Raw genomic sequence first — 17,877 nt, forward strand, 5'->3', positions numbered from 1 at the left:
TTACGATCCGACCCCCGATTTGGCGGGGTTATTCTGCCGGCGGCACGTAGCCTTCGGCCTTGGCGTATTCCTCGCCGGAGAAGTACTTGTCCATCTCGCCCTGAAGATATTTGCGATCTTCGGCGTTCATCATGTTCAGGCGTTTTTCGTTGATCAGCAGCGTCTGATGCTTTTGCCAGTCGGCCCAGGCCTTGGCAGAGACGTGATCAAAAATGTCCTGGCCCTTGGTGCCCGGGAACGGAGCGCGCTCCAGGCCAGGCAATTCTTCTTTGTACTTGCGGCACATGATGGTGCGGGTCATGACGATTCTCCTGCGTTCAATACGGCGGCCGCGCGTTCGAGCAAGGTTTTGACCGGGGCGGCAAGGCCCAGGCGCGGCGGGGTGGCGAGGTTATACCAGAGCCAGTCGGCCTCGGCCACGTGATGGCCGGCCTCCTGGACCCTGACCAGCCAGGGTTCGATGGACAATTGGAAGTGACTGAAGGTGTGTACCAGACTCGGCAGCGCCTGTGGGCTGCCCAACTCCAGTGAGTGTTGCGAAGCCAGATGTTGCAGGTCGTCGAGGTCGTCGAGCTCCGGCAAACTCCAGAGACCGCCCCACAAGCCCGTGGAAGGGCGACGGTAGAGCAGAATCGCGCCGTCACCGTTGGCGAGCATCGGCATCAGCGTGCGCTTCTGTGGCACGCTTTACGCGGTTTTGGAATGGGGTAGCGGGTTTCCAGCCCAAGCATGTGCGCCTCGCAGCCCTTTTTCAGCGGGCACAGCAGGCAACTTGGCTTGCTGCGCGTACACAGCGTGGCGCCCAGGTCCATCATGGCCTGGGTGTAGGCGTTGACACGATCATGCGGCGTAAAGCGCTCAGCGTTGGCCCAGAGCTGTTTGGCGACCTTCGGCTCTCCCGGGTAACCCTCCTGTGCGGTAAAACGCGCCAGAACGCGTTTGACGTTGCCATCGAGGATCGGCGCCCGCAGGCCCATGCTCAGGCTGGCGATGGCACCCGCCGTCGACAGGCCAATGCCGGGCAGGTCAACCAGCTTTTCGACATCACGAGGAAACTCGCCGCCGTATTCAGCCACGACAATTTTTGCGGTCTTCTGCAGATTGCGGGCGCGGGTGTAGTAACCCAGGCCCGTCCACAGGTGCAGCACTTCGTCTTCCGGCGCAGCGGCCAGGGCTTCGACCGTCGGCAACGAAGCCATGAAGCGGTCGAAGTAATTCAACACGGTGCTGACCTGGGTTTGCTGCAACATGATTTCCGAGACCCACACGCGATACGGCGTAATGCCCTGCTGCCAAGGCAAATCGTGGCGGCCGTGGCGGTCGTACCAACCCAGCACCGCCGATGAAAACTGCTCGGATCTCATCGCTTGAACAGCCCCTTCAATGCGTTTTTCAGTTCAGGACTGACCTTGTCGCCCAGCTTCTCGTCGATTTTTTCGCTGATCTTGTCGCCGGCCATTTTGCTCGCGACCTGGCCCATGCGTTCGTTATCGAGACGGCAAGCCTTGGCACCGAGTTCCAGCGGCCCACGGCAGCGCAGCGGCCACTCGACACCGACAAATTTGTCGCCGACCTGGCAAGCCGGGTCCGGCATGGCGCTTGTATCGCCTTCGACGATGATGCCCACGCGGTAATCCATGCCCAGCACGCGCAGATCAACGTCGCCGTCGCCATTCACGGTCATGCCCGGGATACGCACTTTCAGGTCCGGATTGCTGGCGACGCCGTTACGGAACGTCAGGTTGCCCTTGAGCTCCTGGAAGGGCGTGTCCTTGCCCCGTGGCTCGCCGCTGAGGGTTTTGCGGTTCAGGGTGGCGATGCCCTTGCACAGCTGTTGTTCGAGGTTGGCATTGAGCAACACGCCGTTGTTGATGACGAAGCTGGCGTTGCCGTTGAGGCTGTCGATCAGCGCCTTCTGGCTGTTGCCGCTACCGGTCAGCGCACTGTTGAGCGTCACCAGGCCTTTGACCGGCGGATTTTTCCCTTGGCTTTCGAGGATCTTTTCCGCCGGTACTTTGTTGATGTTCGTCTGCAGGCTCAGCGCCGGGACCTGCTGGCGCACGTCGAGAGTGCCTTTGGCTTCGAAGTTGCCGCCATACAGATCGCCGCGCAGGTTCTGCAGGGTCAGCAGGCCGCCCTGGCCCGTGGCCTTGAGTGCCGCGTTCTGGATCGGAAGCTTGTCGAGGGTCAACTGGCCGAAGGTCAGGTCGGCGTCCACGTCGAGTTTGCTCAAGCGCTCAACCGGCAAAAGGCGTTCGGAACTCCACGCGTCTTTGGTCGGTTTCTCCGGTAGCGGCGTGCTGCCCGCACCCGCCATGGCGTCGGCCTCGGTGCTGGCGACTTCGGCCTGGCGCACCTGGGTCGCGCTGTTGGCTTCGGCGGATTTTGCTGGCAGATAGCGGTCGATGTTGAACGTGTCAGCCTTCAGGACTGCGCGTAGCGATTGCTTGGCGAAATCCTCAACAGCGATACGGCCGCTGAAACTGCTGTCATCGACTTTCAGATTGATATTGTCGAACGCCACGCTGCTCGGCGTGCCGGCCACGCGGCTGACCAGTTCGACTTTGCTCAGGCTGCCTTCAGCCATGGCCGGAAGTTGCTGGCCAATGCTGTCGACGAATTTCGCCAGGTCGAACTGGGCAATCGAAATGCCGCCGCTGATTTGCGGGGTCTTGTCGAGGTCGTTGACCTTGAGTTCACCCAGTGCGCGCAGTTGATTGGCAGAGATCTTGATACCGGTCCATTCAGCGACGTTCGCCGCTTTATCGAGCAGCAATTGCCCCTGTGCAGAGAACGTCATGGTCTTGCCCTGCAGCGGATCACCCGCGAGTTCGCCGGACATTTTCATGTCTTCAAATTTGTAGCGTTGCAAGGCGCGCTCGAAACGCAGTTCGCCATTGAGCTCGGTGCGTACGCGCAGAACCGGTTGGTTGGTGCCCAGGAATGCCGTGAGCTTGACCGGAATATTGGTCGAGTCGTGGACCGGGCCGGTGCTGAGCTGAATGCTCTCGGCGCTGAACTGCTTGCCCGTCTGCTCGTCGCTGTACTCAACGCGGGCGTTATTGACGGTCAGGCTGTCGATGTCCAGGCGCATGGGCTGGGCCGGTTTTTCCACTGGGGCCGTGGCCGCTGGCGAAGGCTCGCCGGTGGTGGTCGGCGTCGTGCTTGCAGTGGCTGGCGCGGGGACCTTGCCCACGTCCTGCCAGTTACCGTGGCCATCCTTGTCGCGGGTCAGGCGCAGGTTCAGCCCTTCGACACGGACATCGCTCATCTGCACTTCACGGCGCAGCAGCGGCAGCACGCGTACCGACAGACCCAGCATCTGCAAGTCGGCGAACGGCTCGGTTGGCTTGACCAGGGTCGCGACACTGGCGTCATGCAACTCCAGGCCAAGCCACGGGAACAGGCTCCAGCCGATGTCGCCATTGAGCGTCAGCTCGATGTGGGCCTTGTCGCGGGCAATCTGGCGAATCTCGTCTTTGTAGTCGTTGGGATCGAAGAGGTGGGTCAGGGCAAAGCCCAGCGCCACAATGATCAGCAACAGCCCGAGAAGCACCAGACCCAGGATTTTGCCGAACGCTTTCATGGGCGAGTCCTTGTAGTTAGTCGAATTCGAAATTTAGCCGGGGAGTATAGCGCTCCGAAGCGGACGACCGGTCAGGCGATCAATCGGGCAACACATCCAGCGGCAGTTTCAGCTTGGCCGCCAGCGCCTGGGCTTCAAGATGCCCGGCGGGGGCCAGCAGACGCAGGGTTGCGCCCGACTCAGAGGCCATTTTTTGCGCTTGGTTCACCAGGCGCTCGGCGACGCCACGCCGACGGGTAATTTTTCGTACACACAATTGAGACAAGTGCCAAACGTCCTGATTCCGCTGTAAACGCGCGGCGCCGAGCAGTCGATCATTGAAGCGTCCTGCGATCAGCGAGCCGTCCCGCAGGCAGCCTTCGATCAACTGCGCTTCCCCTGAAAACGGGGCGAACAGCCAAAGCGGAGCGTCGCGGTAAATTTTCTGCAGGTCTTGCTGATCCTGGTACGTGGCCTCGTTCAGCGGTTCGACAATGATCGGCATGGTGTCTCCTTAAGAGGTACGAGAACAGATGACTTACAAAAGGTGATATCAGTTTGGTTTTTCTGTCACGTGCAAATGGTAACCTTTGCCCGTTCGTCCGTCCCGCTGCGACCAGATGTCGCACAAAAAGGCACTTCACCCAACAAAACGGTCATGCGTGCGCATGAAGGCCGGGGGCGAGGAGTGGCTGGCGAACCCTACTAATAATTGGGGGATACACAATGACCACGAGCATCACGGCGGACGGCCTTAACGCCGGCCAGCCTGCGTTCCTGTCCAAGGAACGCATCATCGCCAAGCCCGGTTTCAACCGTTGGCTGGTACCACCGGCCGCCTTGGCCATCCACCTATGCATCGGCATGGCCTACGGTTTTTCGGTGTTCTGGTTGCCACTGTCCAAAGCCTTGGGCGTCACCAAGCCCATGGCCTGCGCGCCGGACATGAGCTTCATCTCGCAAGTGTTTTCGTCGCAGTGCGACTGGCCGATCTCGATGCTCGGCTGGATCTACACCCTGTTCTTCATCTTCCTTGGCTGCTCGGCAGCGATCTGGGGTGGCTGGCTGGAACACGCCGGGCCGCGCAAGGCTGGCGTGGTATCGGCATTGTGCTGGTGTGGCGGTCTGCTGATTTCAGCGTTGGGGATTTATACCCACCAGATCTGGCTGATGTGGGTCGGTTCCGGGGTCATTGGCGGTATCGGCCTGGGGTTGGGCTATATCTCGCCGGTTTCGACGCTGATCAAATGGTTCCCGGACAAGCGCGGCATGGCGACCGGCATGGCGATCATGGGGTTTGGTGGTGGCGCGATGGTCGGTGCTCCGCTGGCCGCAGCCTTGATGGGCCATTTCGCTTCGCCAGACAGCGTCGGCGTATGGCAGAGCTTCCTGGTGATGGCTGCGATTTACTTCGTGTTCATGATCGGTGGCGCATTGTCGTACCGCGTTCCGCCAACCGGCTGGAAGCCTGAAGGCTGGACGGCCCCGGCGAAAAAAGCGGCGAACGCGATGATCACCCACCGTCACGTCCACGTGAACGTGGCGTGGAAAACTCCACAGTTCCGTCTGGTGTGGCTGGTGCTGTGCCTGAACGTATCCGCCGGTATCGGCATCCTGGGCATGGCTTCGCCACTGCTGCAGGAAGTGTTCGGTGGAAAACTGATCGGTGTAGACCTGCCGTTTGGTCAGCTGGACGCCGGGCAACTGGCTTCGATTGCGGCGATTGCGGCCGGTTTCACCGGTTTGCTGAGTTTGTTCAACATCGGCGGCCGTTTCTTCTGGGCCTCGTTCTCCGATTACCTGGGCCGTAAAAACACCTACTTCGTGTTTTTCGCATTGGGTTTCGCGTTGTACGCGTTGATCCCGAACCTGGGTCATCTGGGCAACGTCGCGCTGTTCGTCGCCGCGTTCTGCATCATTCTGTCCATGTACGGCGGCGGTTTTGCGACCGTCCCGGCTTACCTGGCGGACCTGTTTGGTACGCAAATGGTCGGCGCGATCCACGGTCGTCTGTTGACCGCTTGGGCGGCGGCGGGCGTGTTGGGGCCGGTGTTGGTGAACTACCTGCGTGAGTATCAGTTGAGCATCGGCGTTGAACGCGCTGCCGCTTACGACATCACCTTGTACATCCTCGCAGGCCTGCTGGTGCTGGGTTTCCTGTGCAACCTGCTGGTGCGTCCGGTGGCTGACAAGTACTTCATGACCGACGCTGAACTGGCTGCCGAACAGGCGCTGGGTCATGACAAAGGTGCTGACAGCAGCACTGTGCTGGAATGGAAAGCCGATGCTGGCACCAAGCCGCTGGCCGTCGCTGCATGGCTGGTGGTGGGAGTTCCGTTGGCGTGGGGTGTGTGGGTGACCCTGCAGAAAACGGCGATCCTTTTCCACTAATGCACCTCCCTGTGGGAGCGGGCTTGCCCGCGAAAGCGGACTTACAGTCGACAGGTATGTTGAATGTGATGGCCCCTTCGCGGGCAAGCCCGCTCCCACATTTGTTCTCTACAAGGCAAAAAGTCCGTGTTTGCCGGCTTGTATGGACATGTCTATCCCCGGCAGCGCTGGGTTCAGCCCGTCAGGGATATTACGTATCGTGTTTCTGTTTCGTGCCCGCGCCCCTATAATGGCTGCCTTTTTCGCCCAATGATTTTGCGGAGCTGGTGATGGCCGAACGTAAGGCGTCAGTCGAGCGCGACACTCTGGAAACCCAGATCAAAGCCTCGATCAACCTGGATGGCACCGGAAAGGCCCGATTTGATATCGGTGTTCCTTTTCTTGAGCACATGCTGGACCAGATCGCCCGTCACGGGCTGATCGACCTGGATATTGTCAGCAAGGGCGACCTGCATATCGACGACCACCACACCGTGGAAGACGTTGGTATCACATTGGGTCAGGCCTTTGCCAAAGCCATCGGCGACAAGAAAGGCATCCGTCGCTACGGTCACGCCTACGTGCCGCTCGATGAAGCGCTGTCGCGCGTAGTGATCGATTTCTCCGGTCGTCCTGGTCTGCAGATGCATGTTCCCTACACCCGTGCCACCGTTGGCGGCTTCGACGTTGACCTGTTCCAGGAATTCTTCCAGGGCTTCGTCAACCACGCGCTGGTCAGCCTGCACATCGACAACCTGCGTGGCACCAACACCCACCACCAGATCGAAACCGTGTTCAAGGCATTCGGCCGCGCCTTGCGCATGGCCGTCGAGCTCGATGACCGCATGGCCGGTCAGATGCCATCGACCAAAGGCGTTCTGTAATGCAGACGGTCGCGGTTATCGATTACGGCATGGGCAACCTGCACTCGGTGGCCAAGGCCCTCGAGCACGTCGGTGCCGGCAAGGTCTTGATCACCAGTGATGCCGACGTGATTCGCGAAGCTGACCGGGTGGTGTTCCCCGGCGTTGGCGCGATTCGCGATTGCATGGCGGAGATCCGTCGTCTTGGCTTTGATTCGCTGGTGCGTGAAGTCAGCCAGGACCGCCCGTTCCTCGGGATTTGCGTCGGCATGCAAGCCTTGCTCGACTCCAGCGAAGAGAACGATGGCGTTGACTGCATCGGCCTGTTCCCGGGGGCGGTGAAGTTCTTCGGCAAAGACCTGCATGAAGACGGCGAACACCTGAAAGTCCCGCACATGGGCTGGAACGAAGTGAAGCAGAAGGTGAGTCACCCGCTGTGGCACGACATTCCGGACATGGCGCGTTTCTACTTCGTGCACAGCTACTACATCGCCGCCGGCAACGCGCGGCAGGTGGTGGGCGGCGGTCATTACGGTGTCGATTTCGCTGCGGCGCTGGCCGAAGGCTCGCGTTTCGCCGTGCAGTTTCACCCGGAAAAGAGCCATACCCATGGCCTGCAATTGCTGCAGAACTTCGCTGCGTGGGATGGTCGCTGGTAAATGGCGGTCAAGAAGAAGCCACTGATCCTGACCCTCACGCCCGAACAGGAGCGCGAGGCCAATCACAAGATCAAGCGCTTCATGGAGGATCGCTTCGAACTGGACCTGGGTTCGTTCGAAGCGGCCGAAATCCTTGAGCTGTTTACCCGTGAAATTGCTCCGCACTATTACAACAGGGCGATTTTCGATGTGCAGACGCACCTCAAAGAGAGGTTCGAAAGCATCGAAAGCGACTTGTGGGCGCTCGAGAAAAACTGATTTCCGAGCGAAGCTGAATACTCGAATTTGAAGGTTTGCCAGATGCTGATTATTCCCGCTATCGATCTCAAAGACGGTGCCTGTGTTCGTCTGCGCCAGGGCCGCATGGAAGATTCCACGGTGTTCTCCGATGACCCGGTGAGCATGGCTGCCAAGTGGGTGGAGGGCGGTTGCCGTCGTCTGCATCTGGTCGACCTGAACGGCGCCTTCGAAGGCCAGCCAGTCAACGGCGAAGTGGTCACCGCTATCGCCAAGCGCTACCCGAACCTGCCGATCCAGATCGGCGGCGGTATCCGCTCGCTGGAAACCATCGAGCACTACGTCAAAGCCGGCGTCAGCTACGTGATCATCGGCACCAAGGCTGTGAAAGATCCGGCTTTCGTCGCTGAAGCCTGCCGTGCATTCCCGGGCAAGGTCATCGTTGGCCTCGATGCCAAAGACGGTTTTGTTGCCACCGACGGCTGGGCAGAAATCAGCACCGTTCAGGTCATCGACCTGGCCAAACAGTTCGAAGCCGACGGCGTGTCCGCGATCGTTTATACCGACATCGCCAAAGACGGCATGATGCAGGGCTGCAACGTACCGTTCACCGCCGCGCTGGCTGCTGCTACGCGCATTCCGGTGATCGCGTCCGGCGGTATTCACAATCTGGGTGACATCAAATCGCTGCTCGACGCGAAGGCGCCAGGCATCATCGGCGCGATCACCGGCCGGGCGATCTACGAAGGCACCCTCGATGTCGCCGAAGCGCAAGCTTTCTGCGATTCGTACAAAGGCTGAGGACTGACCATGGCGCTGGCCAAACGCATCATCCCTTGCCTGGACGTGGACAACGGCCGGGTCGTTAAAGGTGTGAAGTTCGAGAACATTCGCGACGCCGGCGACCCGGTGGAAATCGCCCGTCGTTATGACGAGCAAGGTGCCGACGAGATTACCTTTCTCGACATCACCGCCAGCGTCGACGGTCGCGACACCACACTGCACACCGTCGAGCGCATGGCCAGCCAGGTGTTCATTCCGCTGACCGTGGGCGGTGGCGTGCGTACCGTGCAGGACATTCGCAACCTGCTCAATGCCGGTGCGGACAAGGTTTCGATCAACACCGCGGCGGTGTTCAACCCGGAGTTTGTCGGTGAAGCCGCGCAGCATTTCGGTTCGCAGTGCATTGTCGTCGCCATCGACGCGAAGAAGGTCTCGGGACCTGGCGAAACCCCTCGCTGGGAAATCTTCACCCACGGCGGCCGCAAGCCAACCGGGCTCGACGCCGTTGAATGGGCGAAGAAGATGGAAGGCCTGGGCGCTGGCGAAATCCTGCTGACCAGCATGGATCAGGACGGCATGAAAAACGGTTTTGACCTCGGCGTCACTCGCGCCATCAGCGACGCGCTGGGCATTCCGGTGATCGCATCCGGCGGTGTCGGCAACTTGCAGCACTTGGCAGACGGCATCCTCGAAGGCCACGCCAGCGCGGTATTGGCGGCGAGTATTTTCCACTTCGGCGAATACACCGTGCAGGAAGCCAAGGCCTACATGGCTCATCGCGGCATCGTGATGCGTTAGGCTCCTACGAAAACTGCCTTCGCGACGATCATGCTGTATTGAAAGCGAGTTTGCTTGATCGCCGCTCGACGAGTTTTCGTATAGCGCCTAAACAAACGATACAGGCCAGTGGACATCATGGCGGGCTCAAGGCACTCTTGGGTACGCCATGGATTTCGGTAGCCAGACATGCTCAAACGCCTTCTTCTAGTCCTCGCCAGCGCCTCCCTGTTGTTTATCAATGGAGTGCGTGCCGCAGAAAGTCCCGGCACCGACCTGGTGTTGCTGACAGAAAATTTCCCGCCCTACAACATGGCCAAGAACGGCAAAAACTTTGCTCAGGGCGAGAATATCGATGGCATCGCCGTGGACATCGTCCGCGAGATGTTCAAGCGTGCCGATGTTACCTACAGCCTGACGCTGCGCTTCCCTTGGGAGCGGGTCTACAAACTCGCGCTGGAAAACCCCGGTTACGGTGCATTCGTGATGGCGCGGTTGCCGGACCGCGAGAGACTCTTCAAGTGGGTCGGGCCGATCGGTCCGGACGACTGGATCATGCTGGCCAAGGCTGACAGCACTATCACCCTCGAAACCCTGGATGACGCGCGAAAGTACAAAATCGGCGCTTACAAAGGCGACGCGATTGCCATGACACTGGCCAAGCAAGGCTTGAAACCGGTGGTGGTCCTGCGCGATCAGGACAACGCGAAGAAGCTGGTCAGCGGCCAGATCGATCTGTGGGCCACCGGTGATCCGGCCGGGCGTTATCTGGCGCGTCAGGAAGGTGTGAGCGGGCTCAAGACCGTTCTGCGCTTCAACAGCGCCGAGCTGTATCTGGCACTGAACAAAGAAGTGCCGGACGAAACGGTGGCCAAACTGCAGGCTGCGCTGGATCAGTTGCGTAAAGAAGGCAAGGTGGACGAGATCATGGCGCGGTATCTCTAGGGGGCACTGATCGTTCCCACGCAGAGCGTGGGAACGATCCCGCTTCAACGGTACACGCCGTCCTTGCCATGAGCCGCTGTCGCCCGATTGCCGCGCACGCTGATCATCTGCTTGATATCAATCCACTCGATTCCCTGAGCTTTCAGCTTCGGCAACTCCCGCTCCAGCACCGCCAGCGTCTGCGGGTACGGATGCCCGATCATCACCGCCGATCCCTGCTTTCGCGCCAGATTGATCGCCGTTTGCAGCTGCGTGAAAATCGCCGCCTCGGTTCGCTCATCATCCAGAAACACATCCCGCGATACGCTCGCCAAGCCAATTTTCTGTGCCTGGGCGGCGGCAACGGTTTGCGCGCTGGTACGACTGTCGACGAAGAATTTGTGGCGCTGCTGCAAGTCCGCCATCAACCAGGCCATGGCGGCCGGTTGGGCAGTCATCCGGCTGCCCATGTGGTTGTTGATCCCGGCGGTGTAAGGCACAACCTTGAACGCCGCATTCAGGCGCTTTTCCAGCTCCTCGATGGGCAAGTCAGGATGCCAGGCGAACGGGCCGGTCGCCGGGTCCATGGGCATGTGCAGGATCACGATTTTGCCGGCGCGATGGGCTTCGCGGGCGAACTCGGTGGCATGGGGGGTGTCGGGCATGATCGCCGTGGTCACCGGGCCGGGCAGGGCGAGCACGCGGCGATCCCGGGGCAGGTTCTGCCCCAGGTCGTCGATGATCAGGCTCAGGTAGGCTTTTTGAGAAGGCGTTTCGACGGGCGCTGCGTGAACAGCACCCGCCAGGCAGAGACACAGCCCCAGGATAAACCGCTGGAACATCTCAGCGGCCGGAGGTGATGCTCAACCCTTTGAGCAGGCTCAAGGCCTGGGCCAACTGGTAATCATCATCCTGCGGCATGGCCTTGGGTTTGCCGCTGGAGCTGGTCGGTTTGTCGGCGCCGCCGTTGCCATTACCCAGGTGACCTTGCAGGTCGGCTTCCTTGAAGTATTCGCCGTCCTGCTCGTTAGTGATCTTGGCCTTGCGCACTTCGATGTCTGGAACGATGCCCTGGGCCTGGATCGAGCGGCCATTGGGCGTGAAGTACAGCGCGGTGGTGATCTTCAGTGCGCGATCGTTGTTCAGTGGCAGCACGGTTTGCACCGAGCCTTTGCCGAAACTGGTGGTACCCATCACCACGGCACGCTTCTGGTCCTGCAAGGCGCCAGCAACAATCTCCGAGGCCGAGGCACTGCCGCCGTTGATCAGCACGACCATTGGCACGGCTTCGCTTTCGTCCTTGCCCGTCGCATTGAAGCGCAGTTCGGAGTTGGCGATACGGCCCTTCGTGTAGACGATCAAGCCCTTGGTGATGAAGTGATCGACCACTTCCACCGCGGACTGCAGCACCCCGCCCGGGTTGTTGCGCAGGTCGAGGATGATGCCTTTGAGCTTCTTGCCGTTTTCCTTGCGCAGCTTGGTCAGGGCCTGGGAAACCTCTTCGCCGGTCTTGACCTGGAACTGAGTGATGCGGATGTAGCCATAGCCGGATTCCAGCAACTGCGACTTCACGCTCTTCACTTGAATGATGGCGCGGGCCAGGGTCACGTCGAACGGCGGGCCGCCATCGCGCACCAGGGTCAGGGTGATTTTCTGGCCGATCTTGCCGCGCATCTTGTCCACGGCTTCGGTCATGCTCTGGCCGCGAGTCGGCTGGCCGTTGATTTTGACGATGAAGTCGCCGGCCTGAATACCCGCCTTGGAGGCCGGGGTGTCATCGATCGGCGAAACCACCTTGATGAAACCGTCTTCGGCGCCGACTTCGATGCCCAGACCGCCGAATTCACCGCTGGTGCTTTCCTGCAACTCGGCGAAGTCTTCCGGGCCCAGGTAGGCGGAGTGTGGGTCGAGGTTGCTGAGCATGCCTTTGATCGCGTTTTCAAGCAGGGTCTTGTCGTCCACCGGTTCGACATAGGCAGCCTTGATCCGGTCCATGACCTCGGCAAAGGTGCGCAGTTCTTCTAGCGGCAACGGCGCCTTGGTCGTCGCGGCAGTGCCCGCAGGCGCGACTGCCGGGGCCGGCTGAGCGGCGAACGCCAGAGGCGCGCCGATCACCAGGGCGATCGTCAGGGCCAGCGAGGTAAGGCGGGACAAATGCAGCATGTCTAACGAACTCCTGAATTAGGCGGCACGCTTATCCTTGCGCGCGGCACCATTGCGCCGGATCACTCGGGTGACCCTGCTGACGAATAGCGAAATACAGCGCTGGTGTGTCCTGCCCGCCACTGTTGCCGACAGTGGAGATGGACTCACCGGCTTTTACGACGTCACCCGCAGACTTGAGCAGCGTCTGGTTGTGACCATAAAGACTCAAAAAACCGTTGCCGTGGTCGAGAATCACCAGCAGCCCGGCGCCCCGCAACCAGTCGGCAAACACCACGCGACCGCCGTGCACGGCATGCACCTGGCTGCCGGCGGAGGCGCTGATCATCACGCCGTCCCACTTGGTGCGGGCGTCGTCGCCACGGGTTTCACCGAAACGTGCCAGCAGTCGACCATCAACTGGCCAGGGAAGTTTTCCCCGGGTTGACGCGAAAGGGCCGCCAAAGGTCTCGCCGGAACTTGAAACCAGAGCGCCGGGTGTCGATTTAACCGGTTTGCGTGGGGCGTCGGTAGTCTCTGCATCTGCTGCAGCCTGCGCCTCACGTAAACGCTTTTTTTCGGCTTCCTGCTGGGCGATCAGCGCTTTTTGCCGCGCTTCTTCTGCCTCACGGGCCTGGCGAGCCAAGGTTTCTTCAATGGTTTTAAGGACTTTAGACAGGTCTGCCTGATCCTGCTCGCGGGATGCCAGTTTCTGGTCGCGAGCCTTTACGTCGTCGCTGAGCTTGGCCAGGACTTTCTGGCGCTCCTGACGGACTTTATCGAGTTCGTCACGCTGGCTGTCGAGGCTGCTCTTCTGCACCAGCAATTGCGCCTGCTGCGCGGCAATGTCTTTTTCGACATTGGCCAGTTGGCGCAGGGTTTCGTTGAAATTCTTCAGCTGCTCCAGGCGCGCCTGGCTCAGGTAATCGTAATAGGTGAGGGTGCGGGCGAATTTTTCCGGGTTTTGCTGGTTCAGCAGTAGCTTCAAATACTCCTGACGGCCATTTTGATAGGCCGCACGGGCCTGGATGGCGATCAGTCGTTGCTGTTCAATGCGCGCGCTCTGGAGTTTTTTTCTCCGCATCGAGTCGCTGCAGCTCGGATTCGCTTTTCTTCAGCTCTTTTTGCAGGGCATCGACCTGCTTCTCGAGCTTGCCCATTTCGGTTTCGGTGCCTTTGAGTTCTTTTTGAACACCGGATTTCTCTTCCTGCAACTTGCCCAGCAGTTTTTTCAGCTCGGCAATGTCCTGACGCGTGGCGTCCAACTGTTGTTGGGTTTGCTCGCGCTCGTCAGCAAAAGCCGGTTGGAGCAGGCAAGTCAGTGCGAGGGCTATCAGGACGCGAAGCATAGAGGCGGGCGGCACCAGGGAAAGGGACGGCCTAGTATGCCCGCCAAGCGTGGCAAAAAAAATGCCCAATTGGGACTGTGTGATAACTGGGCTGGGATACATCTGCAAATAATCTTTAAAACCACCACAAACCACTGTGGGAGCGAGCTTGCCCGCGATAGCTTTCGACCATTCAATATGTATGTTGGCGGTCAGATTGCTATCGCGGGCAAGCCCGCTCCTACAGGTTTTTTGGTGTTTGGAGGTTTGATTACACCAGAATCGAAGTCCCGGTCATTTCCGCCGGTTGTTCCAGGCCCAGCAACTTCAGCATGGTCGGCGCTACATCCGCCAGGACGCCGCCTTCGCGAACCTTCAGGTCTCGCTTGCCGAAATAGATGAAAGGTACCGGCTCGGTGGTGTGGGCGGTGTGTGCCTGGCCAGTGGTTTCATCGGACATTTGCTCGACGTTGCCGTGGTCAGCGGTGATCAGCGCTTCGCCGCCGACTTTTTCCAGCGCATCGACGACGCGGCCGACGCACTGGTCCAGGCATTCCACTGCCTTGACCGCTGCTTCGAACACGCCGCTGTGGCCGACCATGTCGCCGTTGGCGTAGTTGACCACGATCACGTCGTAACGCTGGTTTTCGATGGCATCGACGATGCGGTCGGTGACTTCAGGTGCGCTCATTTCCGGCTGCAAGTCATAGGTAGCGACTTTTGGCGACGGGATCAGGATACGTTCTTCGCCCGGGAACGGTTCTTCGCGACCGCCGGAGAAGAAGAAGGTCACGTGGGCGTACTTCTCGGTTTCAGCGATGCGCAATTGAGTTTTGCCGTTTTTTGCCAGGTAGTCGCCCAGCACGTTTTCCAGGCTGCCCGCGGCAAACGCCGACGGCGCAGGGATGCTGGCGGCGTATTGGGTCAGCATGACGAAGCCGGCCAGTTTCGGCTGACGGCTGCGTTCGAACTCGTTGAAACCGTCTTCGACGAACACGCGAGTCAGTTCACGGGCGCGGTCAGCGCGGAAGTTCATGAACACCACGGCGTCGCCGTCTTCTACTTTTACCGGCTCACCGATGGAGGTGGCTTTGACGAATTCGTCGCTCTCGCCACGCTCGTAAGCGGCTTGCAGGCCTTCCTGGGCGGTGGCGGCGTTGAATTCGCCGTTGCCGTCGACAATCAGGTTGTAGGCCTGGGCCACGCGGTCCCAACGATTATCGCGGTCCATGGCGAAGTAACGGCCAATGATGCTGGCGATCCGGCCTTTGCCCAGCGCCTGGAAGCTGGCGTCGAGCAATTCGATGGACGACTGTGCGCTTTTAGGCGGGGTGTCGCGACCGTCGAGGAAGGCGTGCAGGTAGATTTTCTCGGCGCCGCGCTTGAATGCCAGTTCCGCCATGGCGATGAGGTGGTCCTGGTGGCTGTGAACGCCGCCATCGGACAGCAGGCCCATGAAATGCACGGCTTTGCCGGCAGCGACGGCTTTGTCCACGGCGGCGCAGATGGTCGGGTTCTCGAAGAACTCGCCGTCACGGATCGATTTGGTCACGCGCGTGAAGTCCTGATACACCACGCGGCCGGCGCCGAGGTTCATGTGGCCGACTTCGGAGTTGCCCATCTGGCCGTCCGGCAGGCCGACGTCCATGCCACTGCCGGAGATCAGGCCGTTCGGCACGGTGGCCCACAGACGGTCCAGCACGGGCTTCTTGGCCGCAAAGATGGCATTGGATTCAGGGCTCTCACTGTGACCGAAGCCATCGAGAATAATCAGGACCAAAGGTTTAGGCGTGGTAGTCATGGATTCACTCTGGCTCAAGTTAAAAGAGGGCGATGGAAAAGGGAGTGGCAGTTTAAAGCGAAGTTCCGGCCACGTCACCGCCGGACGGGGTTTGGCCCACCATAGTGGCTGTGTATACTGGCCGACATTTTAACGCCCTGGAACCTCCTTCGATGGTTGCTCACCTGATTGAATTTGCCACTAACCACTACATTCTTGTCGGTATCTTCGTCGTACTGCTGGCGTCGCTGATTGCCTATCAAATGCAAGGCGGCGGCCGTAGCCTGAGCACCGGTGAACTGACCGGGCTGGTCAACAAGGACGCGGGCGTTGTGATCGACATTCGGTCGACCAAGGACTTTGCCGCTGGTCACATCGTTGGCGCGGTGAACATTCCTCACGACAAACTGACCGCTCGCATCGGCGAACTGGAAAAGCACAAGGCCAAGACCATTATCCTGGTCGACGCCATGGGCCAGACCGCCGGTACGCACGCCCGCGAGCTGATGAAATCCGGCTTCACCGCCGCCAAGCTCTCCGGTGGTATTTCCAGCTGGAAGGGCGACAACCTGCCGCTGGTGAAGTGATATGAGCAACGTCGTCGTCTACTCCAGCGATTACTGCCCTTACTGTTCGCGAGCCAAGTACCTGCTCGAGAACAAAGGTGTGGCCTTCGAAGAGATCAAGGTCGATGGCAAGCCGCAGGTGCGCGCCGCCATGGCCCAGAAAGCCGGACGTACGTCCGTGCCGCAGATCTGGATCGGCAGCACCCACGTGGGCGGTTGTGATGATTTGTTTGCCCTTGAGCGCGCCGGTAAGCTCGACGCAATGCTCAAGGCCTGAATGCCTTCCCTATAAGACCCCAAGATCAGAAAGGATCTGAGATGACTGACCAACAGAACACTGCAGCTAGCGAAGAAGAAACCGCACCGCAATTCTCCTTGCAGCGCATCTACGTACGCGACTTGTCCTTCGAAGCCCCGAAAAGCCCGGCAATTTTCCGCCAGCAGTGGGAACCGAGCGTCGGTCTGGATCTGAACACTCGTCAAAAGACCCTGGAAGGTGACTTCCACGAGGTCGTGCTGACCCTGTCGGTTACCGTGAAGAACGGTGAAAACGGCGAAGTGGCGTTCATTGCTGAAGTGCAACAGGCCGGGATCTTCCTGATCAAGAACCTGGACGACGCTTCGATGAGCCACACCCTCGGCGCGTTCTGCCCGAACATCCTGTTCCCGTACGCTCGTGAAACCCTGGACAGCCTGGTCACCCGTGGCTCGTTCCCGGCCCTGATGCTGGCGCCAGTGAACTTCGACGCGCTGTATGCGCAAGAGCTGCAGCGCATGCAGGCTGCGGGCGAGACGCCGACCGTTCAATAAACGGCGCTGCTGAAAATCGCGGGCAAGCCCGCTCCCACAGGGTTGTGCGAAACCTGTGGGAGCGGGCTTGCCCGCGATTGTTTCTGTCCGGCGAAAATGATCTTGGGGTTACTTGAAGCCGTTCTGGCGCCACGCTTCGTACACGGCGACCGCCACGGTGTTCGACAGGTTCAGGCTGCGACAGCCTTCACGCATCGGTAAGCGCAGGCGCTGTTCCGCAGGCAAGGCGTCGAGCACGTCGGCCGGCAAGCCGCGGCTTTCCGGGCCGAACAGAAAGGCGTCGCCCTCGGCGAAGCTGGCATCGTGGAAGGGCCGCGAGCCCTTGGTGGTGAAGGCGAACAGCCGAGGATGACCGAGGCTCTCCAGGCAACTGGCGAGGTCTGCGTGACGTTGCAGGGTGGCATACTCGTGGTAATCGAGACCGGCCCGGCGCAGGCGCTTGTCGTCCATCTCGAAGCCTAGCGGTTCGATCAAATGCAGGTGGCAGCCACTGTTGGCGCACAGCCTGATAACGTTGCCGGTATTCGGCGGAATTTCTGGTTGAAAAAGGATGACGTGAAACATGCACGGCTCCGAAGGTAAAGATGACGGGCATTCTACGCCGCCAAAGGACCCGCGTTCGAAACTATTCCCGCGAGTGCTTGGTTCGCTGGCGATTGTCGGAATGATGGTGGGGCTGATGATCGGTCGCCTGACCGCGCCCGACCCGGCTGTTTTGCAGCAGGTCGAGGTCACAAGCGACGGGCTGGTGGCGTGGTTCAACAACGAACCCAAGAGCCACGGCGAGTTCGTGGACGGTAGTCTCGCGCTGCTGTTCGAGGCTGAGGGCAAGGCGCAGAAAGGTCAGCTCAGGCTCGGCGACAAAAGCGTCAACTGGCGGGTGCGTTTGAGTGATGGGGGGTTGTTGCTGTCGGTAGTGGCCGCCCGGCCGCTGCAAGGCGAATGGGCCGGTAGCGAAGTCGATGACCGCTGGCGGCTGGAGATCCATCTCCGGGAGCAATAAAAGAGGGAATCCCCGGCCTGCCTGTACCAAGGTTCCCAAAACGGCAGGGCTCGCGCATTGCGTCGTGAGC

General features: G+C 60.1%; 18 protein-coding genes and 2 pseudogenes. 11 read left to right on the top strand and 9 right to left on the bottom strand.

Translation table 11 applies throughout. The features are described from left to right. Window positions 1-28 precede the first annotated feature (28 nt). The 4 genes and pseudogenes from AB4N76_RS15595 to AB4N76_RS15610 all read right to left on the bottom strand — a co-directional run bounded on the left by AB4N76_RS15595 (window position 29) and on the right by AB4N76_RS15610 (window position 4,070). Window positions 29-301 carry an oxidative damage protection protein gene (locus tag AB4N76_RS15595; protein WP_046031247.1) on the bottom strand — a complete coding sequence of 91 codons (273 nt, stop codon included), beginning with the start codon at window positions 299-301 and terminating at the stop codon, window positions 29-31. Beyond that, window positions 298-1,364 (bottom strand): annotated as a pseudogene (mutY, locus tag AB4N76_RS15600) (A/G-specific adenine glycosylase). Before mutY ends, AB4N76_RS15595 begins: the two are co-directional and overlap by 4 nt. Then, entirely contained in the window at window positions 1,361-3,586 is a 2,226-nt protein-coding gene (locus AB4N76_RS15605) for an AsmA family protein (RefSeq protein ID WP_460163229.1), read from the bottom strand. The pseudogene mutY and the gene AB4N76_RS15605 overlap by 4 nt, the downstream one beginning before the upstream one ends. Before the next feature lie 79 nt (window positions 3,587-3,665). Further along, the gene (locus tag AB4N76_RS15610; RefSeq protein ID WP_046031244.1) at window positions 3,666-4,070 is read right to left on the bottom strand and encodes an acetyl-CoA sensor PanZ family protein; all 405 of its coding nucleotides are present in this window, start codon (window positions 4,068-4,070) and stop codon (window positions 3,666-3,668) included. 221 nt (window positions 4,071-4,291) lie between these two features. On the opposite strand from AB4N76_RS15610, the gene AB4N76_RS15615 reads away from it, so the two are divergent. From AB4N76_RS15615 to AB4N76_RS15645, 7 genes are all read left to right on the top strand, one after another. After that, window positions 4,292-5,956, top strand: coding sequence for an OFA family MFS transporter (locus tag AB4N76_RS15615; RefSeq protein ID WP_077432285.1), 1,665 nt, complete (start codon window positions 4,292-4,294; stop codon window positions 5,954-5,956). Window positions 5,957-6,225: 269 nt separating this feature from the next. Continuing rightward, on the top strand, window positions 6,226-6,819 hold the full coding sequence (gene hisB, locus AB4N76_RS15620) for an imidazoleglycerol-phosphate dehydratase HisB (protein WP_003218037.1): 594 nt from the start codon (window positions 6,226-6,228) through the stop codon (window positions 6,817-6,819). Beyond that, window positions 6,819-7,457, top strand: coding sequence for an imidazole glycerol phosphate synthase subunit HisH (hisH, locus tag AB4N76_RS15625; RefSeq protein ID WP_046031242.1), 639 nt, complete (start codon window positions 6,819-6,821; stop codon window positions 7,455-7,457). Before hisB ends, hisH begins: the two co-directional genes overlap by 1 nt. Beyond that, a complete protein-coding gene (locus tag AB4N76_RS15630; RefSeq protein ID WP_046031241.1) occupies window positions 7,458-7,715 on the top strand; it encodes a DUF2164 domain-containing protein in 258 nt (85 codons plus the stop codon). 42 nt (window positions 7,716-7,757) lie between these two features. After that, window positions 7,758-8,495: a 1-(5-phosphoribosyl)-5-[(5-phosphoribosylamino)methylideneamino]imidazole-4-carboxamide isomerase gene (gene hisA / locus AB4N76_RS15635; protein ID WP_017336056.1), complete on the top strand. Its 738-nt coding sequence runs from the start codon at window positions 7,758-7,760 to the stop codon at window positions 8,493-8,495. A 9-nt stretch (window positions 8,496-8,504) separates the two neighbouring features. After that, the gene (hisF, locus tag AB4N76_RS15640) at window positions 8,505-9,275 is read left to right on the top strand and encodes an imidazole glycerol phosphate synthase subunit HisF (protein ID WP_007897430.1); all 771 of its coding nucleotides are present in this window, start codon (window positions 8,505-8,507) and stop codon (window positions 9,273-9,275) included. A 168-nt stretch (window positions 9,276-9,443) separates the two neighbouring features. Then, on the top strand, window positions 9,444-10,199 hold the full coding sequence (locus AB4N76_RS15645; RefSeq protein WP_046031240.1) for a substrate-binding periplasmic protein: 756 nt from the start codon (window positions 9,444-9,446) through the stop codon (window positions 10,197-10,199). Between the two features lie 44 nt (window positions 10,200-10,243). Here AB4N76_RS15645 and AB4N76_RS15650 read toward each other — a convergent pair whose 3' ends face one another. The 4 genes and pseudogenes from AB4N76_RS15650 to gpmI form a co-directional block, all read right to left on the bottom strand. Further along, complete coding sequence (locus AB4N76_RS15650; protein WP_046031239.1) at window positions 10,244-11,020, bottom strand: divergent polysaccharide deacetylase family protein; 777 nt, start codon at window positions 11,018-11,020, stop codon at window positions 10,244-10,246. A gap of 1 nt (window position 11,021) precedes the next feature. Next, complete coding sequence (locus AB4N76_RS15655; RefSeq protein WP_046031238.1) at window positions 11,022-12,341, bottom strand: S41 family peptidase; 1,320 nt, start codon at window positions 12,339-12,341, stop codon at window positions 11,022-11,024. 31 nt (window positions 12,342-12,372) lie between these two features. After that, a pseudogene (locus AB4N76_RS15660) lies at window positions 12,373-13,669 on the bottom strand (murein hydrolase activator EnvC family protein). Window positions 13,670-13,919: 250 nt separating this feature from the next. Beyond that, entirely contained in the window at window positions 13,920-15,449 is a 1,530-nt protein-coding gene (gene gpmI, locus AB4N76_RS15665; RefSeq protein WP_077432290.1) for a 2,3-bisphosphoglycerate-independent phosphoglycerate mutase, read from the bottom strand. Between the two features lie 152 nt (window positions 15,450-15,601). Here gpmI and AB4N76_RS15670 point away from each other — a divergent pair, with 152 nt between their 5' ends. From AB4N76_RS15670 to secB, 3 genes are read left to right on the top strand one after another with little or no spacing between them, the layout of a single operon-like run. Then, window positions 15,602-16,015: a rhodanese-like domain-containing protein gene (locus AB4N76_RS15670; RefSeq protein ID WP_077432291.1), complete on the top strand. Its 414-nt coding sequence runs from the start codon at window positions 15,602-15,604 to the stop codon at window positions 16,013-16,015. Window position 16,016: 1 nt separating this feature from the next. Continuing rightward, window positions 16,017-16,271 carry a glutaredoxin 3 gene (gene grxC, locus AB4N76_RS15675; RefSeq protein ID WP_008149430.1) on the top strand — a complete coding sequence of 85 codons (255 nt, stop codon included), beginning with the start codon at window positions 16,017-16,019 and terminating at the stop codon, window positions 16,269-16,271. Window positions 16,272-16,312: 41 nt separating this feature from the next. After that, entirely contained in the window at window positions 16,313-16,804 is a 492-nt protein-coding gene (secB, locus tag AB4N76_RS15680) for a protein-export chaperone SecB (RefSeq protein WP_046031234.1), read from the top strand. 108 nt (window positions 16,805-16,912) lie between these two features. On the opposite strand, the gene trmL is transcribed toward secB, so the two are convergent. Then, on the bottom strand, window positions 16,913-17,368 hold the full coding sequence (gene trmL / locus AB4N76_RS15685; protein WP_046031233.1) for a tRNA (uridine(34)/cytosine(34)/5-carboxymethylaminomethyluridine(34)-2'-O)-methyltransferase TrmL: 456 nt from the start codon (window positions 17,366-17,368) through the stop codon (window positions 16,913-16,915). Between trmL and AB4N76_RS15690 the strand changes: the two genes are divergently transcribed. After that, window positions 17,367-17,807, top strand: coding sequence for a hypothetical protein (locus AB4N76_RS15690; RefSeq protein ID WP_460163230.1), 441 nt, complete (start codon window positions 17,367-17,369; stop codon window positions 17,805-17,807). The two genes, trmL and AB4N76_RS15690, sit on opposite strands and share 2 nt — an antisense overlap. Window positions 17,808-17,877: the final 70 nt, after the last annotated feature.

It is taken from the genome of Pseudomonas sp. S2_F03 (assembly GCF_054668335.1).

What these genes read in the sequence shown, in the direction of transcription:
- secB (WP_046031234.1), top strand. Translation starts at nt 16,313, where the DNA reads ATGACTGACCAACAGAACACTGCAGCTAGCGAAGAAGAAACCGCACCG.
- hisA (WP_017336056.1), top strand. Translation starts at nt 7,758, where the DNA reads ATGCTGATTATTCCCGCTATCGATCTCAAAGACGGTGCCTGTGTTCGT.
- hisF (WP_007897430.1), top strand. Translation starts at nt 8,505, where the DNA reads ATGGCGCTGGCCAAACGCATCATCCCTTGCCTGGACGTGGACAACGGC.
- grxC (WP_008149430.1), top strand. Translation starts at nt 16,017, where the DNA reads ATGAGCAACGTCGTCGTCTACTCCAGCGATTACTGCCCTTACTGTTCG.
- gpmI (WP_077432290.1), bottom strand. Translation starts at nt 15,449, where the DNA reads ATGACTACCACGCCTAAACCTTTGGTCCTGATTATTCTCGATGGCTTC.
- AB4N76_RS15650 (WP_046031239.1), bottom strand. Translation starts at nt 11,020, where the DNA reads ATGTTCCAGCGGTTTATCCTGGGGCTGTGTCTCTGCCTGGCGGGTGCT.
- AB4N76_RS15595 (WP_046031247.1), bottom strand. Translation starts at nt 301, where the DNA reads ATGACCCGCACCATCATGTGCCGCAAGTACAAAGAAGAATTGCCTGGC.
- AB4N76_RS15670 (WP_077432291.1), top strand. Translation starts at nt 15,602, where the DNA reads ATGGTTGCTCACCTGATTGAATTTGCCACTAACCACTACATTCTTGTC.
- trmL (WP_046031233.1), bottom strand. Translation starts at nt 17,368, where the DNA reads ATGTTTCACGTCATCCTTTTTCAACCAGAAATTCCGCCGAATACCGGC.
- AB4N76_RS15615 (WP_077432285.1), top strand. Translation starts at nt 4,292, where the DNA reads ATGACCACGAGCATCACGGCGGACGGCCTTAACGCCGGCCAGCCTGCG.
- AB4N76_RS15655 (WP_046031238.1), bottom strand. Translation starts at nt 12,341, where the DNA reads ATGCTGCATTTGTCCCGCCTTACCTCGCTGGCCCTGACGATCGCCCTG.
- AB4N76_RS15645 (WP_046031240.1), top strand. Translation starts at nt 9,444, where the DNA reads ATGCTCAAACGCCTTCTTCTAGTCCTCGCCAGCGCCTCCCTGTTGTTT.
- hisH (WP_046031242.1), top strand. Translation starts at nt 6,819, where the DNA reads ATGCAGACGGTCGCGGTTATCGATTACGGCATGGGCAACCTGCACTCG.
- AB4N76_RS15605 (WP_460163229.1), bottom strand. Translation starts at nt 3,586, where the DNA reads ATGAAAGCGTTCGGCAAAATCCTGGGTCTGGTGCTTCTCGGGCTGTTG.
- hisB (WP_003218037.1), top strand. Translation starts at nt 6,226, where the DNA reads ATGGCCGAACGTAAGGCGTCAGTCGAGCGCGACACTCTGGAAACCCAG.
- AB4N76_RS15690 (WP_460163230.1), top strand. Translation starts at nt 17,367, where the DNA reads ATGCACGGCTCCGAAGGTAAAGATGACGGGCATTCTACGCCGCCAAAG.
- AB4N76_RS15630 (WP_046031241.1), top strand. Translation starts at nt 7,458, where the DNA reads ATGGCGGTCAAGAAGAAGCCACTGATCCTGACCCTCACGCCCGAACAG.
- AB4N76_RS15610 (WP_046031244.1), bottom strand. Translation starts at nt 4,070, where the DNA reads ATGCCGATCATTGTCGAACCGCTGAACGAGGCCACGTACCAGGATCAG.